This is a genomic window from Pseudomonas sp. CC6-YY-74 (genome assembly GCF_002025205.1).
GTDB lineage: Bacteria > Pseudomonadota > Gammaproteobacteria > Pseudomonadales > Pseudomonadaceae > Aquipseudomonas > Aquipseudomonas paeninsulae.
Window position 1 is genome coordinate 624214 of record NZ_CP019947.1, and the last position, 18919, is coordinate 643132.

At 59.2% G+C, this 18919-nt stretch carries 20 protein-coding genes and 1 tRNA gene; 17 read left to right on the plus strand and 4 right to left on the minus strand.

Annotated elements, in window-relative coordinates:
• Positions 1-118: 118 nt before the first annotated feature.
• The 4 genes from B2D37_RS02925 to B2D37_RS02940 all read right to left on the minus strand — a co-directional run bounded on the left by B2D37_RS02925 (position 119) and on the right by B2D37_RS02940 (position 4002).
• The gene (locus B2D37_RS02925) at positions 119-1186 is read right to left on the minus strand and encodes a GGDEF domain-containing protein (RefSeq protein ID WP_079201311.1); all 1068 of its coding nucleotides are present in this window, start codon (positions 1184-1186) and stop codon (positions 119-121) included.
• A 175-nt stretch (positions 1187-1361) separates the two neighbouring features.
• Positions 1362-1832, minus strand: a complete 471-nt coding sequence (locus B2D37_RS02930) for a Dps family protein (protein WP_079201312.1) — start codon at positions 1830-1832, stop codon at positions 1362-1364.
• Positions 1833-1965: 133 nt separating this feature from the next.
• Positions 1966-2784 carry an SDR family oxidoreductase gene (locus B2D37_RS02935; RefSeq protein WP_079201313.1) on the minus strand — a complete coding sequence of 273 codons (819 nt, stop codon included), beginning with the start codon at positions 2782-2784 and terminating at the stop codon, positions 1966-1968.
• 99 nt (positions 2785-2883) lie between these two features.
• Positions 2884-4002 carry an HD domain-containing phosphohydrolase gene (locus tag B2D37_RS02940; protein ID WP_079201314.1) on the minus strand — a complete coding sequence of 373 codons (1119 nt, stop codon included), beginning with the start codon at positions 4000-4002 and terminating at the stop codon, positions 2884-2886.
• Between the two features lie 281 nt (positions 4003-4283).
• Here B2D37_RS02940 and aspS point away from each other — a divergent pair, with 281 nt between their 5' ends.
• From aspS to B2D37_RS03025, 17 genes are all read left to right on the plus strand, one after another.
• Positions 4284-6059: an aspartate--tRNA ligase gene (aspS, locus tag B2D37_RS02945; RefSeq protein WP_079201315.1), complete on the plus strand. Its 1776-nt coding sequence runs from the start codon at positions 4284-4286 to the stop codon at positions 6057-6059.
• An 88-nt stretch (positions 6060-6147) separates the two neighbouring features.
• The gene (locus B2D37_RS02950) at positions 6148-6894 is read left to right on the plus strand and encodes a YebC/PmpR family DNA-binding transcriptional regulator (RefSeq protein ID WP_079201316.1); all 747 of its coding nucleotides are present in this window, start codon (positions 6148-6150) and stop codon (positions 6892-6894) included.
• Positions 6895-7071: 177 nt separating this feature from the next.
• Positions 7072-7596, plus strand: a complete 525-nt coding sequence (gene ruvC, locus B2D37_RS02955) for a crossover junction endodeoxyribonuclease RuvC (RefSeq protein ID WP_079201317.1) — start codon at positions 7072-7074, stop codon at positions 7594-7596.
• Between the two features lie 21 nt (positions 7597-7617).
• Positions 7618-8223, plus strand: a complete 606-nt coding sequence (gene ruvA, locus B2D37_RS02960; protein WP_079201318.1) for a Holliday junction branch migration protein RuvA — start codon at positions 7618-7620, stop codon at positions 8221-8223.
• 6 nt (positions 8224-8229) lie between these two features.
• Positions 8230-9282 (plus strand): Holliday junction branch migration DNA helicase RuvB, encoded by a 1053-nt coding sequence (ruvB, locus tag B2D37_RS02965; protein WP_079201319.1) that lies wholly within the window; start codon positions 8230-8232, stop codon positions 9280-9282.
• Positions 9283-9334: 52 nt separating this feature from the next.
• Positions 9335-9787 carry a tol-pal system-associated acyl-CoA thioesterase gene (ybgC, locus tag B2D37_RS02970; RefSeq protein ID WP_079201320.1) on the plus strand — a complete coding sequence of 151 codons (453 nt, stop codon included), beginning with the start codon at positions 9335-9337 and terminating at the stop codon, positions 9785-9787.
• A gap of 2 nt (positions 9788-9789) precedes the next feature.
• On the plus strand, positions 9790-10485 hold the full coding sequence (gene tolQ, locus B2D37_RS02975; protein ID WP_079201321.1) for a protein TolQ: 696 nt from the start codon (positions 9790-9792) through the stop codon (positions 10483-10485).
• 32 nt (positions 10486-10517) lie between these two features.
• Positions 10518-10970: a protein TolR gene (gene tolR, locus B2D37_RS02980; protein WP_079201322.1), complete on the plus strand. Its 453-nt coding sequence runs from the start codon at positions 10518-10520 to the stop codon at positions 10968-10970.
• Complete coding sequence (tolA, locus tag B2D37_RS02985) at positions 10970-11968, plus strand: cell envelope integrity protein TolA (protein ID WP_079201323.1); 999 nt, start codon at positions 10970-10972, stop codon at positions 11966-11968. Before tolR ends, tolA begins: the two co-directional genes overlap by 1 nt.
• A complete protein-coding gene (tolB, locus tag B2D37_RS02990) occupies positions 11965-13266 on the plus strand; it encodes a Tol-Pal system beta propeller repeat protein TolB (RefSeq protein ID WP_079201324.1) in 1302 nt (433 codons plus the stop codon). The genes tolA and tolB overlap by 4 nt, the downstream gene beginning before the upstream one ends.
• Positions 13267-13335: 69 nt before the next feature.
• Positions 13336-13836, plus strand: a complete 501-nt coding sequence (gene pal, locus B2D37_RS02995; RefSeq protein ID WP_079201325.1) for a peptidoglycan-associated lipoprotein Pal — start codon at positions 13336-13338, stop codon at positions 13834-13836.
• Positions 13837-13841: 5 nt separating this feature from the next.
• Complete coding sequence (gene ybgF, locus B2D37_RS03000) at positions 13842-14666, plus strand: tol-pal system protein YbgF (protein ID WP_079201326.1); 825 nt, start codon at positions 13842-13844, stop codon at positions 14664-14666.
• A 129-nt stretch (positions 14667-14795) separates the two neighbouring features.
• Entirely contained in the window at positions 14796-15443 is a 648-nt protein-coding gene (queE, locus tag B2D37_RS03005) for a 7-carboxy-7-deazaguanine synthase QueE (protein ID WP_079204886.1), read from the plus strand.
• A gap of 1 nt (position 15444) precedes the next feature.
• Positions 15445-16119, plus strand: coding sequence for a 7-cyano-7-deazaguanine synthase QueC (queC, locus tag B2D37_RS03010; protein WP_079201327.1), 675 nt, complete (start codon positions 15445-15447; stop codon positions 16117-16119).
• A 57-nt stretch (positions 16120-16176) separates the two neighbouring features.
• Positions 16177-16252 (plus strand) — tRNA-Lys (locus B2D37_RS03015).
• Between the two features lie 526 nt (positions 16253-16778).
• Positions 16779-17624: an IclR family transcriptional regulator gene (locus B2D37_RS03020; RefSeq protein WP_079201328.1), complete on the plus strand. Its 846-nt coding sequence runs from the start codon at positions 16779-16781 to the stop codon at positions 17622-17624.
• Between the two features lie 260 nt (positions 17625-17884).
• On the plus strand, positions 17885-18835 hold the full coding sequence (locus B2D37_RS03025) for an AraC family transcriptional regulator (protein ID WP_079201329.1): 951 nt from the start codon (positions 17885-17887) through the stop codon (positions 18833-18835).
• Positions 18836-18919: the final 84 nt, after the last annotated feature.

Below are 18919 nucleotides of genomic sequence, written 5' to 3' on the forward strand. Positions count from 1 at the left end.
GGCATTGCCTTGAGTTGAGGGCGTGGTGGATGCGCACGTAGTCGGCCTATGCGCTGATCCAATGGCTCGGAGCAGCGGCACGGGACGTATTTAACAGCAAAGAGGTGAGCTACTCAAATCAAGCGCTTAGGGCGCTTTCGCAGAGCTCGGGGTGTACCAGGTTGCGACCGTTGTGTTTGGCCTGGTAAAGCGCGTCATCGGCGCGGGTAAGCAGGCTTTCCAGATCATCGCCGGGTTTGGCCAGGGCGAAACCGAATGAGGCGCTGATGCTGTCGAGTACCTGATCGGAGCGGCGTACTTTTATACGCAGTGACTGGATTTTCATGCGCAGGCCTTCGGCGAAGGCGTATGCGCTCTGGGTGTCGAAGCATTCGCGAAGAATCACGCAGAACTCTTCGCCGCCGTAGCGTGCGGCGGTGGCGCGCGGTGGCAGTGCGTCGCGCAGCAGTTGACCGACATGCTGCAGAACCCGATCGCCGAGGGGGTGACCATATTGATCGTTGAACTGTTTGAAATGGTCTATATCCAGCATTACCAGGGCCACGCCTTGATGTTCACCGATGAGTGCCTGTTCCATCAGGCGGGTAAAGGCGTGCCGGTTGAATACCTGGGTCAGGCTGTCGAGAGTTGCCGCGACGTGGGCGCGTTCCAGTTGGCCGCGCAGGTGCTGGATCTCGCTCTGCGCTGTACGTATGCGGTAGAGAAACTTCTCTTGCTGCTCCTGCATCAGTTGGGTGCTTTGTTGCAGGTCGTTCAATACGTTGGGCAGGTCATCGATGATCGGTTCTTGCAGTGCGGCGAGACCCTGTTCCAGGCTGGCTTGATAGTTGTGACTACCAACCACGCTGCGTGAGACGTCGTCTTCGATGCCATCAACCAGTTCGATGACTTGTTGTTGGCCGGCGCGGGCCTCTTCGAGTTCGTGGCGAATGATGTAGTCGTGGAACAGTTTGACGGCTGCTTCCGCTGGAACGCTGTCGAAGTCTGTGACGATCTTGTCCAGGCGACGATTGAGTTCCGGCTCCTGGCCTTGGCTGTAGGTATACCAAAGGGCGTAGTGCAGCGGATTGGGTGGTATGCCATGACGCATCATCAAGGGCACGGCCTGCTTCAATAGGGCGGCTGCCGCGCGCGTGTCTTCGGGGTAACGCTCAAGAATACTGGGGGTTTTGTTTGGCTTGCTCATGCACGTCACTGTGGCAAGTTGCGGATGGCTAAAGCATAGAACAAGCACCGGTCTTGCGCCTAGGCGCATTTCGGCCCAGGGCGATCCTGTTGCAAGTTCCAGGTAAAGACCGAGAGTGGTCTTTACCTGTTTGTTGTTTCAGGAACAGTAAACCCGTGTCGGGTCCGGAGACCTGTCAGGCGTCGAGCAGGCTGCGCAGCATCCAGGCGGTTTTTTCATGCACTTGCATGCGCTGGGTCAGCACGTCTGCGGTAGGTTCGTCGCTGACCTTGTCGAGCAAAGGGAAGATCCCGCGAGCCGTACGGATCACGGCCTCCTGGCCTTGAACCAGTTGTTTGATCATGTCGGTAGCGCTTGGTACGCCTTCCTCTTCCTTGATTGAGGACAGGCGTGCATAGGCTGCGTAGGTGCCGGGTGCTGGGAAACCCAGGGCGCGGATCCGCTCGGCGATCTGATCGACGGCCAGTGCCAGTTCGGTGTATTGCCCTTCGAACATCAGGTGAAGGGTGTTGAACATCGGGCCGGTGACGTTCCAGTGGAAGTTGTGGGTTTTCAAATACAGGGTGTAAGTGTCGGCGAGCAGGCGAGACAGGCCTTCAGCGATGGCGGCGCGATCCTGCTCAGCGATGCCGATATTGATTTCCATACCATTTCTCCTTTCAGGTGGTTCGGAGCTTGTCTGGCTCCGCGATTGGGCAGAGCCTAGCATGGGCTCTGCAGGCTGGATCTTGGCTTATGTCAATAAGCGCCATTGTTTGAGGCTATGGGGCGTGTGGGGTTCAACGCTTGGGTATTAGCCTGGCCAGTAGTCTGGGGTAGGCGCTCGGCAGCAGGCGTTGAATCCAGTCGAGGAGGCGGGCGTCGTTGCCGATCAGGATGCGTGGGTATTTGCCTTTGATTCCTTTGACGATAACCCTGGCGGCCTGTTCCGCGGTGGTGTGGGCCAGCTTGTCGAAGTCTGCAGCTGCCCGACTGGCGTCGCATTGGCCGTTGATGCCCTGGTAAAAGCGCGCCGAGCGGGCGATGTCGGTTTTGATCCCGCCAGGGTGAACGCAACTGACCTGCACGTTGCTGCTGTGCAGTTCCTGCCTCAAGGCTTCGGTAAAGCCGCGGACGGCAAACTTGCTGGCGTTATATGCCCCCTGTGAGGGCATGCTGACGATGCCGAAAATGCTGGAGATATTGACGATGTGGCCTGCGTTGTTTTTCAGCAGGTGCGGCAGAAAGGCTTTGGTGCCGTGCACGACGCCCCAGAAATTGATGCCCATTATCCATTCGAAGTCCTGGTAGCTCAGGTTCGCAATGGTTTGTGACACGGCCACGCCGGCGTTGTTGATGATCAGGTGGGCGTTGCCGTGGTGGGCCAGTACGGCGTCGGCAAAGGCGAAGACTGATGTGCGATCGGCTACATCGAGGACGTGGCTGCTGACCTGGCGGTCTTGCTGGCGCAAGGTGCTAGCGATGCTTTCCAGGTTGGCGGCATTTATGTCGGCCAGGGCCAGGTGGCAGCCTTGCTTGGCCAGTAGTTCGGCGAGGGCGCGGCCAATACCTGAACCTGCGCCGGTTATTACGGCTACCTTGCCTGCAAGCGATTGCATATAGCTCCCTGAGTCGAGCTTGCGCTCTGCTATCTGTGTGAGTGGTGCAGTGACTGTGCCGGCGAGCTTAGGCAGGCGTGCTGGTCTGGCGCAAGGGACTCAGCAATGCGCGAGGGCTGGGAGTTGCTGCAGGGTACGGTTGAATACGTCGACCCAGTGCGGGCTGAATTGCTGGCCTGCCAGGCCGTTGATTTCGAGGATGGCGCGCAGTAGCGGGCGCTTGCTCAAGGTTTGGTGGGCGCGTTCATGGGTGCGTGCATCGAAGGTGTCGACGATATTGAGGATCAGGGCGCCGGGGCGGATATCACGCTCCTGCAGGCCGTCGGGGTAGCCGCTGCCGTCGGCATGCTCGTGGTGTTGCCGGACGATGTCGGCGGCTGCATCCCAGCAGGGCATCCGTTTCAACAAGTCGTAAGTCAAGTGTGGGTGTGATTGCATCTGCTGGCGCTCTTCGTCATTGAGGCGGGCTTCCTTGTGCAGCGTGTCCAGCGGTAGAAAGGCCATGCCCAGGTCATGTAGGCATACCGCCGCCGCCAGTTGTGCGGGGTGTTCCGGTGTATTGCCAAGCTGGTTGATGGCCAAGGCCAGATCCAGTTGGCGTAGGCCTCGACCCTGCCAGTAGTGCGAGCGATGCTCGCTGGCCAGCATCAGGTCGATGAAAAACAGCAGGTCTGGATCCATCGCAATGCCGTGCTGCTTGAGTAGTTCCGTCGCCTGCGGGTCGTTCCTGGCTGTAGGGGTGGGCAGGTGGCTGTTGGGGTCGAGTTGTTGCAACAGCGAGCGACGAACCTCGGCCTGTCGGGAAGCGGGTGCAGCGGCCAGTTCGCGCAAGGCTTGGCTGAGTGCATGGAGCTGCGGGTGATCGAGGCGGGCAGTGGCGCCGCCAAGGCCCTGGGCTATCAGCTCTTTGAGGTGATCCAGGGACACCAGCAGAATGTCGCCGAGCAAGCTGTCAAAGTTCAAGCGCGCCTCGCGCAGGCAATCCAGGACATCCTCCATGGCCTGTGGCAGGGGCATCAGGGCGTTCAGGCCGATGTAGCCCAAGTTACCCTTGAGGGTATGTACCTGGCGGAACAGATCGCGCAGCTTCTCTTTATCATCGGGGCAGTGATCCAGTTCGATAAGCAGTTGTTCGCAGCGCTGAAACTGTTCCGCGGCTTCCTGGCGAAAATCTTCCAGCACATCATTGGACAGTTCGCTGGAACTGGATTTGATCATGGGTGCTCTCCGTAGGGGTTGGGTGAGTATAGACGGCTCGGTAAACGTGCTTGGGCTGGCGGCTGCAAGTGACGGCTTAACCATATATAATCCCGCGCTTTGCCGCGAAACGCGGGTTGAGGGCGGTCTGGCGCAAGTGCGCCGTTGGTCGATTGCTGGCCCCGTCCAATACAGTAATTGCAGAAAATACCGTGTGAATCTGCCGCCAGGCATGACCTCGGACAAGCGCCGCGCTCCACGCGGCCCAACGAATTCAAGACTCAAGAGAAGCGACTACCACCATGATGCGTAGCCATTATTGCGGCCAACTGAACGAGAGCCTGGACGGTCAGGAAATCACCCTTTGCGGTTGGGTGCACCGCCGCCGTGACCATGGCGGGGTGATCTTCCTCGACATCCGTGACCGCGAAGGCCTGGCTCAGGTGGTGTTCGACCCGGATCGTGCCGAGACCTTTGCCGCCGCGGATAAAGTGCGCAGCGAGTATGTGGTGAAAATCACCGGCAAGGTGCGCCTGCGTCCCGCCGGTGCCGGTAATGCCAACATGGCCAGCGGCGCCATCGAAGTGCTCGGTTATGAATTGGAAGTGCTGAACGAGGCGGAAACCCCGCCGTTCCCGCTCAATGAATACACCGATGTCGGCGAAGAAACCCGCCTGCGTTACCGCTTTATCGACCTGCGCCGTCCGGAAATGGCGGCCAAGTTGAAGCTGCGTTCGAGTATTACCACCAGCATCCGTCGCTACTTGGACGAGAACGGCTTCCTCGATGTGGAAACGCCGATCCTCACTCGCGCCACCCCTGAGGGCGCGCGTGACTACCTGGTGCCGAGTCGCACCCACGCCGGCAGTTTCTTCGCTCTGCCGCAGTCGCCGCAGCTGTTCAAGCAGCTGTTGATGGTCGCCGGCTTCGATCGCTACTACCAGATCGCCAAGTGCTTCCGCGACGAAGACCTGCGCGCCGACCGTCAACCGGAATTCACCCAGATCGACATCGAGACCAGCTTTCTCGATGAAGCCGACATCATGGGCATTACCGAGAAGATGATCCGCCAGCTGTTCAAGGAGGTGCTGGACGTCGAGTTCGCCGATTTCCCGCACATGACCTTCGCAGAAGCCATGTGCCGCTACGGCTCGGACAAGCCGGACCTGCGTATCCCGCTGGAGCTGGTGGATGTCGCCGATCAGCTCAAGGACGTCGATTTCAAGGTGTTCAGCGGTCCGGCCAACGACCCGAAATGCCGGGTTGCGGCGTTGCGCGTGCCAGGCGGCGCGAGCACGCCGCGCAAGCAGATCGACGACTACACCAAGTTCGTCGGCATCTACGGCGCCCGCGGGTTGGCCTATATCAAGGTCAACGAGCGTGCCAAGGGTGTCGAAGGCCTGCAGTCGCCGATCGTCAAGAACATCCCGCTGGACAATCTCAATGTGATCCTCGATCGCGTCGGTGCGGTCGATGGCGATATCGTGTTCTTCGGTGCCGACAAGGCCAAGATCGTCAGCGAAGCCCTGGGGGCGCTGCGGATCAAGCTCGGTCACGACCTCAATTTGTTCACGTGCGAGTGGGCACCGCTGTGGGTGATCGACTTCCCGATGTTCGAGGAGAGCGACGACGGCAGCTTGAATGCACTGCACCACCCGTTCACGGCGCCGAAGTGCAGCCCAGAAGAGCTGGCGGCTAATCCGGCCACCGCGCTGTCGCGTGCCTACGACATGGTGCTCAATGGCACCGAGCTGGGTGGCGGCTCGATCCGTATCCATCGCAAGGACATGCAGCAGGCGGTGTTCCGCTTGCTCGGCATCGGCGAGGAGGAGCAGCAGGAGAAGTTCGGCTTCCTCCTCGATGCCCTCAAGTTCGGTGCGCCGCCGCACGGTGGCCTGGCCTTCGGTCTGGATCGTCTGGTGATGCTGATGACCGGCGCGCAGTCGATTCGCGAAGTGATCGCCTTCCCGAAAACCCAGAGCGCGGCCTGCGTCATGACTCAGGCGCCGGGTGTGGTGGATGCCAAGGCGTTGAGCGAATTGCACATTCGCCTGCGCGAGAAACCCAAGGCCGAGTAAGCCTTGCCGCCGACAAGGAGCCTGGATTTTCCAGGCTTCTTCGTTATGGGTTTTACGAAACCTGATTTACGTGATGACGGAGTGAGTTATGGCTGGTCATTCCAAATGGGCCAACATCAAGCACCGCAAAGGGCGTCAAGACGCCAAGCGCGGCAAGATTTTCACCAAGCTCATTCGTGAGCTGACCGTCGCCGCCAAGGGCGGTGGCCTGCCGGCAGACAATCCGCGTCTGCGTCTGGCCATGGAAAAGGCGCTTACCGCCAACATGACCCGCGACACCATTGACCGGGCGATCGCCCGCGGTGTTGGCTCGGACGAAGCCGACAACATGGCCGAGCTGAGTTACGAAGGTTATGCGCCCAGTGGCGTGGCAATCTTCGTCGAAGCCATGACCGATAACCGCAATCGCACCGCAGCCGAGGTGCGGCATGCCTTTACCAAGTGTGGCGGTAATCTGGGCACCGATGGCTCGGTGGCCTATATGTTCGAGCGCAAAGGGCAGATCAGCTACGCCCCGGGGGTCGATGAAGACGCCTTGATGGAGGCAGCACTGGAGGCCGGTGCCGACGATATCGTCAGTGCCGAGGACGGTTCAGTCGAGGTTTATACCGTATTCGCCGACTTCCACGCGGTAAACGAAGCGCTGGGCAATGCCGGGTTCCGGGGTGACGAGGCCGAGGTGGCGATGATCCCGTCGGTCAGTGCGCCTGTCACCGACCTGGAAACAGCGCAGAAAGTGATCAAGCTGATCGACATGCTGGAAGACCTCGACGACGTGCAGAACGTCTATCACAACGCCGAGATCTCCGACGAGATCATGGAGCAGCTTGGTTGATTGGTTGTTGAGTGATAAGGGCCGGAAGCTGCTGGGATGCTGTTGCCCAGGGGCTTCCGGTTTTTTTATGGCTGCTATGTGGGTGACGGCATCGAAGGCTGCCCCTATACTCGCCAACTGGATAGATAAACAGTATGGTTGTCGGCTTTGGTCGACAGCTCGGGCGGATGGTAGGGCATGACGTTGATCCTCGGTATCGACCCCGGCTCGCGCATCACCGGTTATGGTGTGGTGCGTGATACCGGGCGCAGCTGTGAATATGTCGCCTCGGGCTGTATTCGTACCGGTAGCGGTTCGATGCCGGAGCGTTTGCAAATCGTTTTTCGCGGCGTACGCGAGGTGATCGAGACCTACGGGCCTGTGACCATGGGTATCGAACAGGTATTTATGGCGCGTAACCCGGACTCGGCGCTCAAGCTCGGCCAGGCCCGCGGCGTGGCTATCGTGGCGGGGATCGAGGCGGGGCTGGATATTGCTGAGTACACCGCAACCCAGGTCAAGCAGGCGATTGCCGGCACCGGCGGCGCAGATAAGGAGCAGGTGCAGATGATGGTCATGCATTTGCTCAAGCTGGTGCAGAAACCGCAGATCGATGCCTCGGATGCCCTGGCGATTGCGCTGTGTCATGCCCATCACCGGCAAAGCCTGATTCCACACGGTCTGGTCGCTGCCAAGCGGCGCGGCGGCCGCCTTCGTTTATAGCGTTACTCAAGGAAAGCAGCGGTGATTGGACGTTTGTGCGGCACCCTGGCGGAGAAGCAGCCGCCACATTTGATTTTGGATGTAAATGGTCTGGGCTATGAGCTGGAAGTGCCCATGACAACCTTGTACCGTTTGCCCGCGATCGGCGAGCCGTTAACCCTGCACACACACCTGGTGGTGCGTGAAGATGCGCACCTGCTCTACGGCTTCTTCGAGAAGCGCGAGCGGCAGCTGTTTCGCGAGTTGATCCGGCTTAACGGCGTCGGCCCGAAACTGGCACTGGCCTTGATGTCCGGGCTGGAGGTCGATGAGCTGGTGCGTTGCGTGCAGGCGCAAGACACCTCGGTGCTGGTGAAGATTCCCGGGGTCGGCAAGAAAACTGCCGAACGCCTGCTGGTTGAATTGAAGGATCGCTTCAAGGCCTGGGAAGCCGTGCCGGGCATGGCGACCCTGGTCGTTGAACCTCACGCCGCTGGCACAGTCCCACATGCGGAGAATGATGCAGTCAGTGCGCTTATTTCCCTGGGTTACAAGCCACAAGAAGCCAGTCGCGCAGTCTCCGCGATCAAGGAAGATGGGCTGAGTAGTGAAGATATGATCCGTCGTGCCCTGAAGGGAATGGTGTAACTCTCGATGTTAGAAGCAGATCGCCTGATTACCGCCACTACCCGCGACCGCGATGAGCAGGTAGATCGTGCCATTCGGCCGTTGAAGCTGGCCGAGTACATCGGTCAGCCGAGCGTGCGCGAGCAGATGGAACTGTTTATCCAGGCTGCTAGGGGTCGCAGTGAAGCCCTCGATCACACCCTGATCTTCGGCCCGCCGGGGCTTGGCAAGACCACCCTGGCCAATATCATTGCCCAGGAAATGGGCGTGTCGATCAAGAGCACCTCCGGGCCAGTACTGGAGCGGCCGGGCGATCTGGCCGCGCTGCTGACCAATCTTGAGCCAGGTGATGTGCTGTTCATCGATGAAATCCATCGTCTATCGCCGATCGTTGAGGAAGTGCTGTACCCGGCGATGGAAGACTTTCAGTTGGATATCATGATCGGCGAAGGCCCGGCCGCACGTTCGATCAAACTCGACTTGCCGGCATTCACCCTGGTTGGCGCCACCACCCGCGCGGGCATGCTGACCAATCCGTTGCGCGATCGTTTCGGTATCGTCCAGCGCCTGGAGTTCTACAACACCGAGGACCTGACCACCATTGTCACGCGTTCGGCGGGCATTCTCGGTTTGCCGATCGAGGCCCAGGGCGCCTTCGAAATTGCTCGGCGTGCCCGCGGTACGCCGCGCATCGCCAACCGCCTGCTGCGCCGTGTGCGAGATTTCGCCCAGGTGCGTGGCCAGGGCGACATCACCCGGCAGATTGCCGACGCGGCGCTGAATTTGCTGAATGTCGACGAGCGCGGTTTCGATCACCAGGATCGCCGGCTGTTGCTGACCATGATCGAGAAATTCGATGGTGGTCCCGTGGGGGTCGACAGCCTGGCGGCGGCGATCAGTGAAGAGCGCCACACCATTGAAGATGTCTTGGAGCCCTACCTGATTCAGCAGGGCTATATCATGCGTACCCCGCGCGGGCGTGTGGTAACCCGCCATGCCTACTTGCATTTTGGCCTGAACATGCCGAAGCGCATGGGCGATTTGCCGGCCGTCGACTTGTCTGCTGTTGATGACGATTAAGTAAAAATACTTTCTGCCAGTGATTGGCAAGTTCAGGAGCTAGCACTAAAGTATGCACGCGCAAAACGGAGTTCTACCTTTCGCCCATCGTTGTCGGGTTTATTTCGAAGACACCGATGCAGGCGGCATCGTCTACTACGTCAATTATCTCAAATTCATGGAACGGGCTCGCACCGAGCGGCTGCGTGACCTGGGCTTTGCCCAGTCGACGCTGGCGGGTGAGGGCCTGTTGTTCGTCGTGCACTCCAGTGAGGCTCGCTATCACGCGCCGGCACGCCTGGATGATGAGTTGTTGGTAAGTGCGCAAGTAATGGAATTAAACCGTGCCAGCCTGCGTTTTCGTCAGCAGGTCAGGCGGGCCACGGATGATGCGCTGCTCTGTGAAGGGCAGTTCCTGGTGGCCTGTGTGCGCGCCGATAATTTGAAACCCCGGGCTATTCCCGACGCTCTGCGTGCGGCCTTTGCCGGCCTCAGCGACGCGGTTATAGCCAAAGCAGGAGAGTAAGCGTGGAAGCCAACGCCGTTGACCACATGTCGATGTGGAGTTTGATCAGCAATGCCAGTCTGGTGGTGCAACTGGTGATGTTGACGCTGGTGGCCGCCTCGGTCACCTCGTGGGTCATGATTTTTCAGCGCAGCACCTTGCTGCGTGCCGCCAAGCGCGCTCTGGACAACTTTGAGGAGCGTTTCTGGTCCGGTATCGATTTGTCCAAACTGTATCGTCAGGCAGGTAGCAATCCGGACCCTGACTCGGGGCTGGAGCAGATCTTTCGTGCCGGTTTCAAGGAGTTCTCCCGTCTGCGTCAGCAGCAGGGCGTCGATCCCGATGCGGTGATGGACGGTGTAGCGCGCGGCATGCGCGTGGCTATTTCGCGTGAAGAAGAGAAGCTCGAGCAGAGCCTGCCGTTCCTCGCCACCGTGGGTTCCACCAGCCCCTATATCGGCCTGTTCGGCACCGTGTGGGGAATCATGAACGCCTTTCGCGGCCTGGCCCAGGTGCAACAAGCGACTCTGGCCACCGTGGCGCCGGGTATTGCCGAGGCTCTGATTGCCACCGCTATCGGTCTGTTTGCAGCGATTCCCGCGGTCATCGCCTACAACCGCTTCACTTCGCGTGGCGAGATGTTGATCGGTCGCTACTACACCTTCGCCGATGAGTTTCAGGCGATCCTGCACCGCAAGGTACACACCCGCGACGACTAAGCCTTAGGCTCTCTCAAGATAGGTTTCAAGCCATGGCCAGAATTCGCAACAGACGCAAGCCGGTTTCCGAGATGAATGTGGTGCCCTACATCGACGTGATGTTGGTGCTGATGGTTATCTTCATGGTCACCGCGCCGATGCTCAATCAGGGGGTCAAGGTCGATCTGCCGCAAGTCAGCAGTGAGGTCTTGCCTCAGGATAATAACGCTCAGGTACTGACGATTTCGATCAAGTCAGACAAGTCCTACTTCTGGAATATGGGCACGGAAGTCGATGTCGATACCGTGCAGGATCGAGCCATGAGCCTGGAAGAAATGACCGCGGCAGTCACTGCGATCATCCGTCAGAGTCGCGCTCAGGGTAAGCAGGTGCAGGTGTTCGTGCGCGGCGATAAAGCTGTCGATTACGGTACCGTCATGGCTGCAATGAGTGGCTTGCAGCAAGCCGACGTGGGTAACGTCGGGCTGATTACCGAGGCCCCCTGATGCGCGAGCAACGCGAGCCGTCACCGTCGGAAAGCCTGTTTTGGCCAGTGGTCTGGGCTGTGACGCTGCATACCTTGATGTTTGCGATGCTGTTCGTCAGTTTTGCTTTCGCACCTGACTTGCCGCCACCTCGTCCGATCGTCCAGGCAACCCTGTATCAGCTGAAGTCGCAGAGTCAGGCGACCACCCAGACCAATCAGAAAATTGCCGGTGAGACCAAGAAAACCACCGCGCCTATTTATGAGACCGAACAACTGGAGCAGAAAAAGGCTGATAAGGAAAAACAAGCAGTCGCGGCTAAAGCGGCGGAACAAAAGAAGGCCGAGGAGGCTCGAAAGGCCGAAGCGGCAAAGAAAGCCGATGCGGCGAAGAAACAGTCGGAAGCAGAAAAGAAAGCGACCGAGCAGAAGAAGCTAGCTGATATCGCCAAGAAAAAGGCGGCGGATGAAGCGGCGAAGAAGAAAGCTGCCGAAGACGCCAAGAAGAAAGCGACAGAAGACGCCAAGAAGAAAGCCGCCGAAGAGGCGAAGAAAAAAGCCGCAGCCGAGGCCGCCAAGAAAAAAGCTGCGGATGATGCCAAGAAAAAGGCCGCCGAGGCGGCCCAGCGCAAGGCCACTGAAGACAAGAAGGCCGCCGCCTTGGCCGAGTTGTTGTCCGAGGATGTCGGTCGTCAGCAAGCGCTGGCCGATGAAGTAGGCGATCAGGTTGCCGGCAGCTTTGATGACTTGATCAGAATGCGTGCGGCCGAGGGCTGGAGTAGGCCGCCAGGTGCTAGTGCTAGTATGCGTGTGGTGTTGCAGATCACCATGTTGCCAGATGGCACTATTACTAGTGTCAGTGTGGCGAGTTCAAGTGGGAATACGCCATTCGATAGTTCGGCTGTTGCCGCGGTCAAGAACATCGGTAGGCTCACAGAGATGCAGGGGTTGAGTTCGGCAGATTTCAACCCGTATCGTTCATTCAAAATGACATTTACGCCCGAGGACTTAGCCTTGTGATTAGTATTTTTAGAGGGATTCTCTTTGCGTTGCTCTGCGTGGCGGGCGCAGCGCTAGCTGAGGAAAAAAATATTCTGGTGACATCAGGGGCCGACCGGGCTATCCCTATCGCCGTCGTGCCATTCGGCTGGCAAGGTGGCACCGTGCTGCCGGAGGATATGGCCAAGATTATTGGCGATGACCTGCGTAACTCGGGGGTATTCGAGCCTATCCCGCCGCAGAACATGATCAGCCGGCCGAGCCAGGCCAGTGAAATCATCTACCGCGACTGGAAGGCCTTGGGCGCGCAATATGTCTTGGTTGGCAGCATGGTGCCCAGTGGTGGTCGTTTACAGGTGCAGTTCGCCCTGTTCAATGTGGCCACCGAGCAGCAGGTGCTGACCGGTAGCGTAGGCGGCGGAACCGATCAGTTGCGTGATATGGCGCACCATATCGCCGATCTGTCGTTCGAGAAGCTGACCGGGGTCAAGGGCGCTTTTTCTACGCGTATTCTCTATGTCACTGCCGAGCGCTTCTCGGTCAACAACACCCGTTACACGCTGCAGCGTTCCGACTATGACGGTGCGCGTGCGGTGACCTTGCTGCAATCGCGCGAGCCGATCCTGTCGCCCTCGTTTGCCCCGGATGGCCGTCGTATCGCTTATGTGTCGTTCGAGCAGAAGCGTCCGCGCATCTTCGTTCAGCACATCGACACCGGCCGGCGTGAGCAGGTCACCAACTTTGAAGGTCTCAACGGCGCGCCGGCCTGGTCGCCGGATGGCAGCCGTCTGGCATTCGTTCTGTCAAAGGATGGCAACCCGGAAATCTATGTGATGGACATGGGCTCGCGACAGTTGCGTCGGGTGACCAATCAGGGTGCGATCGATACCGAGCCGTTCTGGGGGAAAGACGGCAATACCATCTACTTCACCTCGGATCGATCCGGTAAGCCGCAGATCTATAAGACCAATATCAACAGCGGGGCGGTGGAGCGGGTGACCTTCGTCGGTAACTACAATGCCAACCCGAAGCTCTCTGCGGATGAGAAGACCCTGGTGATGATCCATCGCCAAGAGGGTTACACCGTGTTCAAGGTAGCGGCCCAGGACCTGCAACGTGGGAATTTGCGCATTCTTTCCGACACAAGTTTGGATGAATCACCTACTGTTGCGCCCAATGGCACCATGCTAATCTACGCGACCCGCCAGCAGGGTCGGGGAGTCTTGATGTTAGCGTCCATTAATGGGCGTGTCAGGCTCCCTCTTCCTACCGCTCAAGGCGAAGTTCGAGAGCCTTCCTGGTCCCCCTACCTGAACTGATGCGGCGCTACACCGTTGTACTGCTACGAAATACTGCTTAACACACTGGGGTTCATTAGGAGTTACATGATGGAAATGCTGAAATTTGGCAAATTTGCTGTACTGGGTCTGGCTCTGGCTGTTGCTGTTGGTTGTTCGTCCAAAGGCGGTGATGCCGCTGGTCAAGGCGACGCTGTAGATCCGAACGCTGGTTACGGTGCTGATACTGGTTCCGTAGATGGCAGCATGAGCGAAGAAGCTGCTCTGCGCGCTATCACCACGTTCTACTTCGAATACGATAGCGCCGACCTGAAAGCCGAAGCTATGCGCGCACTCGACGTTCACGCTAAAGACCTGAAAGGTAATGGCGCTCGCGTCGTTCTGGAAGGCCACGCTGACGAGCGCGGTACTCGTGAATACAACATGGCTCTGGGCGAGCGTCGCTCGAAAGCCGTTCAGCGTTACCTGGTGCTGCAGGGTGTTTCCCCGGCCCAGCTGGAACTGGTTTCCTACGGTGAAGAGCGTGCGATTGCCACTGGCAACGACGAGCAATCCTGGGCTCAGAACCGTCGCGTAGAACTGCGTAAGTAATAGCCATGCATACCTGCCGCCGTGCTTTGACTATTTTGGCCCTCTGCCTGCCGTTTACGGCTTGGGCCGAGGTTCCTGTGGTGGATAACAATGCCGATTATGGCAGTAGTAGTTATCCGCCTTCTGGTTATGGCACGTCCGGCGCCTACGTCGGGGGAGGGGTCGATGAGGCCCCAACCTCGGCGCAAGGCATGGTGTTTACCCAGCTGCAACAGATGCAGCAAGAAATCGCGCAACTGCGCGGCCTGCTCGAAGAGCAGCAGAATGAAATTCAACGTTTGAAGCAAGAAGGCCTGGAGCGGTATCAGGATCTTGATCGGCGTTTGAGCAGTGGAGCAGCAGGTGCTGCGGCCACCCAGAATTCCCCTGCCGTTGGTGCTGCAGGCACCAATGGCAATTCAGCAGCGGCTGCTGGCCAGGCGCCAGCCCCCGCCAGCAGTGATCCGGCTGATCCAGAGAAGGAAAAGCTGTTTTATGACGCTGCCTTCGATCTGATCAAAGCCAAGGATTTTGACAAGGCCAGTCAGGCATTTGCTGCCTTTGTGCGTAAATACCCGAACAGCCAATATGCCGGCAATGCCCAGTATTGGCTGGGCGAGGTGAACCTGGCCCAAGGCGATCTGCAGGGTGCCGGCAAGGCCTTTGCTCAGGTCAGTCAGTCCTATCCGCAGCATGCGAAAGTGCCAGACTCATTGTTCAAGCTTGCTGACGTCGAAATGCGTCTGGGCAACGCAGACAAGGCCAAAGGCATTCTGCAGCAGGTGATTGCGAAGTATCCGGGTAGTTCTGCGGCGCAACTGGCGCAGCGGGATTTGCAGCGGATGCCATAAGGAATCAACTGCAAGCCTCAAGCTGTAGTGATAAACCCGCGCCTGTCGCGGGTTTTTTCGTTACAATCCGCGCCCCTTTTCCCGCAACGGAGGCGGATGGCCTGTTTAGCCGTCACGCCCGTGGCTGATATGCAAGATACCCTGCGAATTACCGAGATTTTCTACTCGCTGCAGGGCGAGACGCGCACCGCCGGCTTGCCGACCGTGTTCGTTCGCCTGACCGGCTGCCCCCTGCGCTGCCAGTACTGCGATACCGCCTACGCGTTCAGTGGCGGCGAAGTCGTGTCTCTGGACGCCATCGTTGAGCAGATTGCCAGCTACAAGCCGCGCTATATCTGTGTGACCGGTGGCGAGCCGTTGGCGCAACCCAACTGCATTCCTCTGCTCAAGCGCTTGTGTGATGCCGGCTACCTGGTATCGCTGGAAACCAGTGGCGCGCTGGATGTGTCGGCGGTCGATCCGCGGGTGAGCAAGGTGCTCGACCTGAAAACCCCAGGCTCGGCAGAAGTAGCGCGCAACCGCTATGAGAATATCGAGCTGTTGACGGCAAACGATCAGGTCAAGTTTGTGATTTGCTCGCGCGAAGACTATGACTGGGCGGTGACCAAGCTGATCCAGTACCGTTTGCACGAGCGCGCGGGTGAGGTGTTGTTCTCGCCGAGCCACCAGGAGTTGAGCGTGCGTTCGCTGGCTGACTGGATCGTCGCCGATAACCTGCCCGTGCGCCTGCAAATGCAGTTGCACAAGATTCTCTGGAACGACGAGCCGGGACATTGATATGAGCGACAAGAAAGCGGTAATTTTGCTCTCTGGTGGCCTCGATTCGGCCACCGTGGTGGCTCTGGCCAAGGCCGAGGGCTACAGCTGCTACAGCATGAGCTTTGACTATGGCCAGCGCCATCGCGCCGAATTGCAGGCGGCCGAGCGGGTGGCCAGTCACCTGGGGGTGGTCGAGCACAAGGTGATCGGCCTGAGTCTCGATGGCATCGGTGGTTCGGCGCTGACCGACAGCAGCATCGCGGTGCCGGAAAGCCCGAGCGAAGGCATCCCGGTCACCTATGTGCCTGCGCGCAATACCGTGTTTCTCTCCCTGGCCTTGGGCTGGGCCGAGGTGCTGGGCGCGCGCGATATCTTCATCGGGGTCAATGCGGTGGATTATTCCGGCTACCCGGATTGCCGTCCCGAGTTCATTGCAGCATTCGAGCGCATGGCCAACCTGGCGACCAAGGCCGGGGTCGAAGGCAAGGGTTTCCGGATCCAGGCGCCGCTGCAGAACATGAGCAAGGCCGAGATCGTTGAGGCGGGTATGCGCCATGGCGTGGATTATGCCCTGACGGTGTCCTGCTACCAGGCCGATGAGCAAGGTCGTGCCTGCGGCAAGTGCGACAGCTGTCGCCTGCGTGCGGCCGGTTTTGCCGCGGCGGCTGTGGCCGATCCGACCCGTTACCGTTAAAAGTTTGCTGCTTGGTGTTGATTTTCTGAATTAAATCAGTATCATGCGCCCTGCATCGGGTCGTTAGCTCAGTTGGTAGAGCAGTTGGCTTTTAACCAATTGGTCGTAGGTTCGAATCCCACACGACCCACCATATATCCTTCCTCGGAAGGTAAAAGAAAGCCCGGATGTCCTTATCGCAAAGGCATTCGGGCTTTTTTGTGCCTGCTGTTTTTTGCCCGCAGCCACTGCCATCCGACTGGCCTCAGTCAGCACGGCGCCCTCTGTGGTCTTTTTCTAAAACTGCACCCATCCGGGGCCTGTTCCCCGGATTGCGTCTCGGCTATGCAGTGCTGTCCGCTCGCGCGAATAAAACCCGGATCCTAGGTAGGTTGGTCGCTGGCAGGTCATCGGGGCTGCCTGATGAGCAGAAGTCTGACTAAGCAGTAGCGAACCCCGCCCCTTATCGTGGCTATTAGCGCGATTATCGGGGGGAGAGCGCTGCCACAGAAGCCGGTGCGGGATCCAGCTGCACGCACAAATGGCGATGGATGCCTGGGCATAACGGGCGCTGGCTGAACGTCGGCAGGTTACCTGTTGCGCCGGCTGGAGGAATTGCGATTATCGAACCACCGTTCGATAATCGCATCATTGTTGCTCCCGTCTGCTTAGGAGGTTGTATGACCGAGGCGCGTCCGCCACTGTCCGGCCTAGTGCCGCCGGTGTATGTTTCACCGGCCAAACGCATCGCCGATCTGAGCGGTGATCCGAACTTCATGACCTCGCTGGCGCGCGGCCTGGCAGTGGTCAATGCCTTCCAGGAACGCAAGCGCCACCTGACCATCGCGCAGATCAGCCATCGCACCGAGATCCCTCGCGCGGCTGTGCGCCGTTGTCTGTATACCCTGATGAAGCTGGGCTACGCGACCACCGACGGACGTACCTATTCGCTGCTGCCCAAGGTGCTGACCCTCGGCCATGCCTACCTGTCGTCCACGCCCCTGGCCGTCTCGGCGCAGCCCTTCCTGGACCGGATCAGCGAGCAGCTGCACGAGGCCTGCAACCTGGCCACTCTGGAAGGCGAGCAGGTGCTCTACATCGCTCGTTCGGCGATTCCGCAGCGGCTGATTTCGGTAGACCTCAGCGTCGGCAGCCGCTTGCCGGCCTACTGCACGTCGATGGGCCGGATTCTCCTCGCTGCGCTGGATGATGACAGCCTGCGCGACTACCTCAATCACGCCGACCTGCAGGTCAAGACCAGCCGCACCCTGCATACCCCGCAAGCGCTCTGGGAATGCCTGCAGCAGGTGCGTCAGCAGGGTTGGTGCCTGGTCGATCAGGAGCTGGAGCAAGGGCTGCGTTCGCTGGCCGTGCCGGTGTACGACTCGTCCGGCCATGTGCTAGCGGCGATGAACGTCAGCACCCATGCCGGGCGGGTACCTGCCAGTGAGCTGCAGCAGCGCTTCCTGCCGATCATGCTCAACGCCAGCCGCGAGTTGAGCGGTCAGTTGTTCAAGTCATTGTGAGCCAGGCGCGGGGACTACAGCCTTGAGCGAATGTGTGCGGTTATCGCGCACTGACCATCCTTCTATTGCTCGAATTCACTAAGCTGTCGCAATCGCTGTCATTGACACCCGCGAGTCGGTCGATGCGGCTGATGGGTGTTGACCGTTGATCGGTGCTGGCTGCTGTACGGCTGTTTTGCCTGTATCAATATAAGACGTGAGGGCGGATGCCTTGCTTGTGCCGACCCTCAGCGCCATAAAATTATAAGAGCACGTGAATTATGGACTGTCGTCTACTTAACGAGAGAAGTCGGATATTCCACAATGCCGATCCCTATGCAGTCTCCGACTATGTGAATCAGCATGTTGGCTCGCATTGCATTCGTTTGCCCCAAAGCGGGCGGCCCGAGGCCAGTCTTAACCACCGCACCTTCGGTAGCCTGGATCTGTGTCGGATCAGTTACGGGGGCAGCGTGCGGGTCACCTCGCCGGCACTGGAAACCATTTACCACCTGCAGATACTCCTGCAGGGGCACTGCCTGTGGCGCGGGCGGGGCGAGGAGCACTATTTCACCCCCGGCGAGTTGTTGCTGATCAACCCGGACGATCCGGTCGACCTGACCTACTCGGACGACTGCGAGAAATTCATCGTCAAGTTGCCCACGACCTTTCTCGATCGCGCGTGCAGCGAGAACCACTGGCGCCGGCCGGCCGAAGGCATACGCTTCGCCTCACGACACAACCTCCAGCAGCTGGATGGGTTCGTCAACCTGCTCGGGCTGGTCTGCGACGAAGCCGAAAGCGCGCAGCCGATGACCCAGGTACAAGAGCAGTACACGCGGATCATTGCCACCAAGCTCCTTGGCCTGCTGGCCAACAACGTCGGCCGTGAGGAGCTCGAGAGCTGCCCATCGTTCGAGCGTATCGCCCAGTACATCGAGGACAATCTCAAGCAGGATATCGGCCTGGAGCAGCTGGCCGAGGTGGTGCGCATGAGCCCGCGCTCGCTCTACGCGCTGTTCGAGCGCAACGCTGGAACCACGCCGAAGCACTATATCCGCAACAAGAAACTGGAGAAGGTGCATGCCTGCCTGATCGACCCGACCGCCAAGGTGCGTAACGTCACCGAGGTGGCGCTGGATTACGGCTTCCTGCACCTCGGGCGCTTTTCCGAGAGCTACAAGAGCGCCTTTGGCGAGCTGCCTTCCGACACCCTGCGCCGCCGCGACTAAGCCGTATGGCCCTTGATGTGCTGCCTGGCGTACGTCCTGGGCACTGATCTTCTCTCCCCGCTGGCGCGTTAACGTCCTCCCGCT

What these genes read in the sequence shown, in the direction of transcription:
- B2D37_RS02950 (WP_079201316.1), top strand. Translation starts at nt 6,148, where the DNA reads ATGGCTGGTCATTCCAAATGGGCCAACATCAAGCACCGCAAAGGGCGT.
- ybgC (WP_079201320.1), top strand. Translation starts at nt 9,335, where the DNA reads ATGCACGCGCAAAACGGAGTTCTACCTTTCGCCCATCGTTGTCGGGTT.
- ruvB (WP_079201319.1), top strand. Translation starts at nt 8,230, where the DNA reads ATGTTAGAAGCAGATCGCCTGATTACCGCCACTACCCGCGACCGCGAT.
- B2D37_RS02935 (WP_079201313.1), bottom strand. Translation starts at nt 2,784, where the DNA reads ATGCAATCGCTTGCAGGCAAGGTAGCCGTAATAACCGGCGCAGGTTCA.
- B2D37_RS03025 (WP_079201329.1), top strand. Translation starts at nt 17,885, where the DNA reads ATGGACTGTCGTCTACTTAACGAGAGAAGTCGGATATTCCACAATGCC.
- tolA (WP_079201323.1), top strand. Translation starts at nt 10,970, where the DNA reads ATGCGCGAGCAACGCGAGCCGTCACCGTCGGAAAGCCTGTTTTGGCCA.
- pal (WP_079201325.1), top strand. Translation starts at nt 13,336, where the DNA reads ATGGAAATGCTGAAATTTGGCAAATTTGCTGTACTGGGTCTGGCTCTG.
- B2D37_RS03020 (WP_079201328.1), top strand. Translation starts at nt 16,779, where the DNA reads ATGACCGAGGCGCGTCCGCCACTGTCCGGCCTAGTGCCGCCGGTGTAT.
- B2D37_RS02940 (WP_079201314.1), bottom strand. Translation starts at nt 4,002, where the DNA reads ATGATCAAATCCAGTTCCAGCGAACTGTCCAATGATGTGCTGGAAGAT.
- ruvC (WP_079201317.1), top strand. Translation starts at nt 7,072, where the DNA reads ATGACGTTGATCCTCGGTATCGACCCCGGCTCGCGCATCACCGGTTAT.
- ybgF (WP_079201326.1), top strand. Translation starts at nt 13,842, where the DNA reads ATGCATACCTGCCGCCGTGCTTTGACTATTTTGGCCCTCTGCCTGCCG.
- B2D37_RS02925 (WP_079201311.1), bottom strand. Translation starts at nt 1,186, where the DNA reads ATGAGCAAGCCAAACAAAACCCCCAGTATTCTTGAGCGTTACCCCGAA.
- tolR (WP_079201322.1), top strand. Translation starts at nt 10,518, where the DNA reads ATGGCCAGAATTCGCAACAGACGCAAGCCGGTTTCCGAGATGAATGTG.
- queC (WP_079201327.1), top strand. Translation starts at nt 15,445, where the DNA reads ATGAGCGACAAGAAAGCGGTAATTTTGCTCTCTGGTGGCCTCGATTCG.
- queE (WP_079204886.1), top strand. Translation starts at nt 14,796, where the DNA reads ATGCAAGATACCCTGCGAATTACCGAGATTTTCTACTCGCTGCAGGGC.
- aspS (WP_079201315.1), top strand. Translation starts at nt 4,284, where the DNA reads ATGATGCGTAGCCATTATTGCGGCCAACTGAACGAGAGCCTGGACGGT.
- B2D37_RS02930 (WP_079201312.1), bottom strand. Translation starts at nt 1,832, where the DNA reads ATGGAAATCAATATCGGCATCGCTGAGCAGGATCGCGCCGCCATCGCT.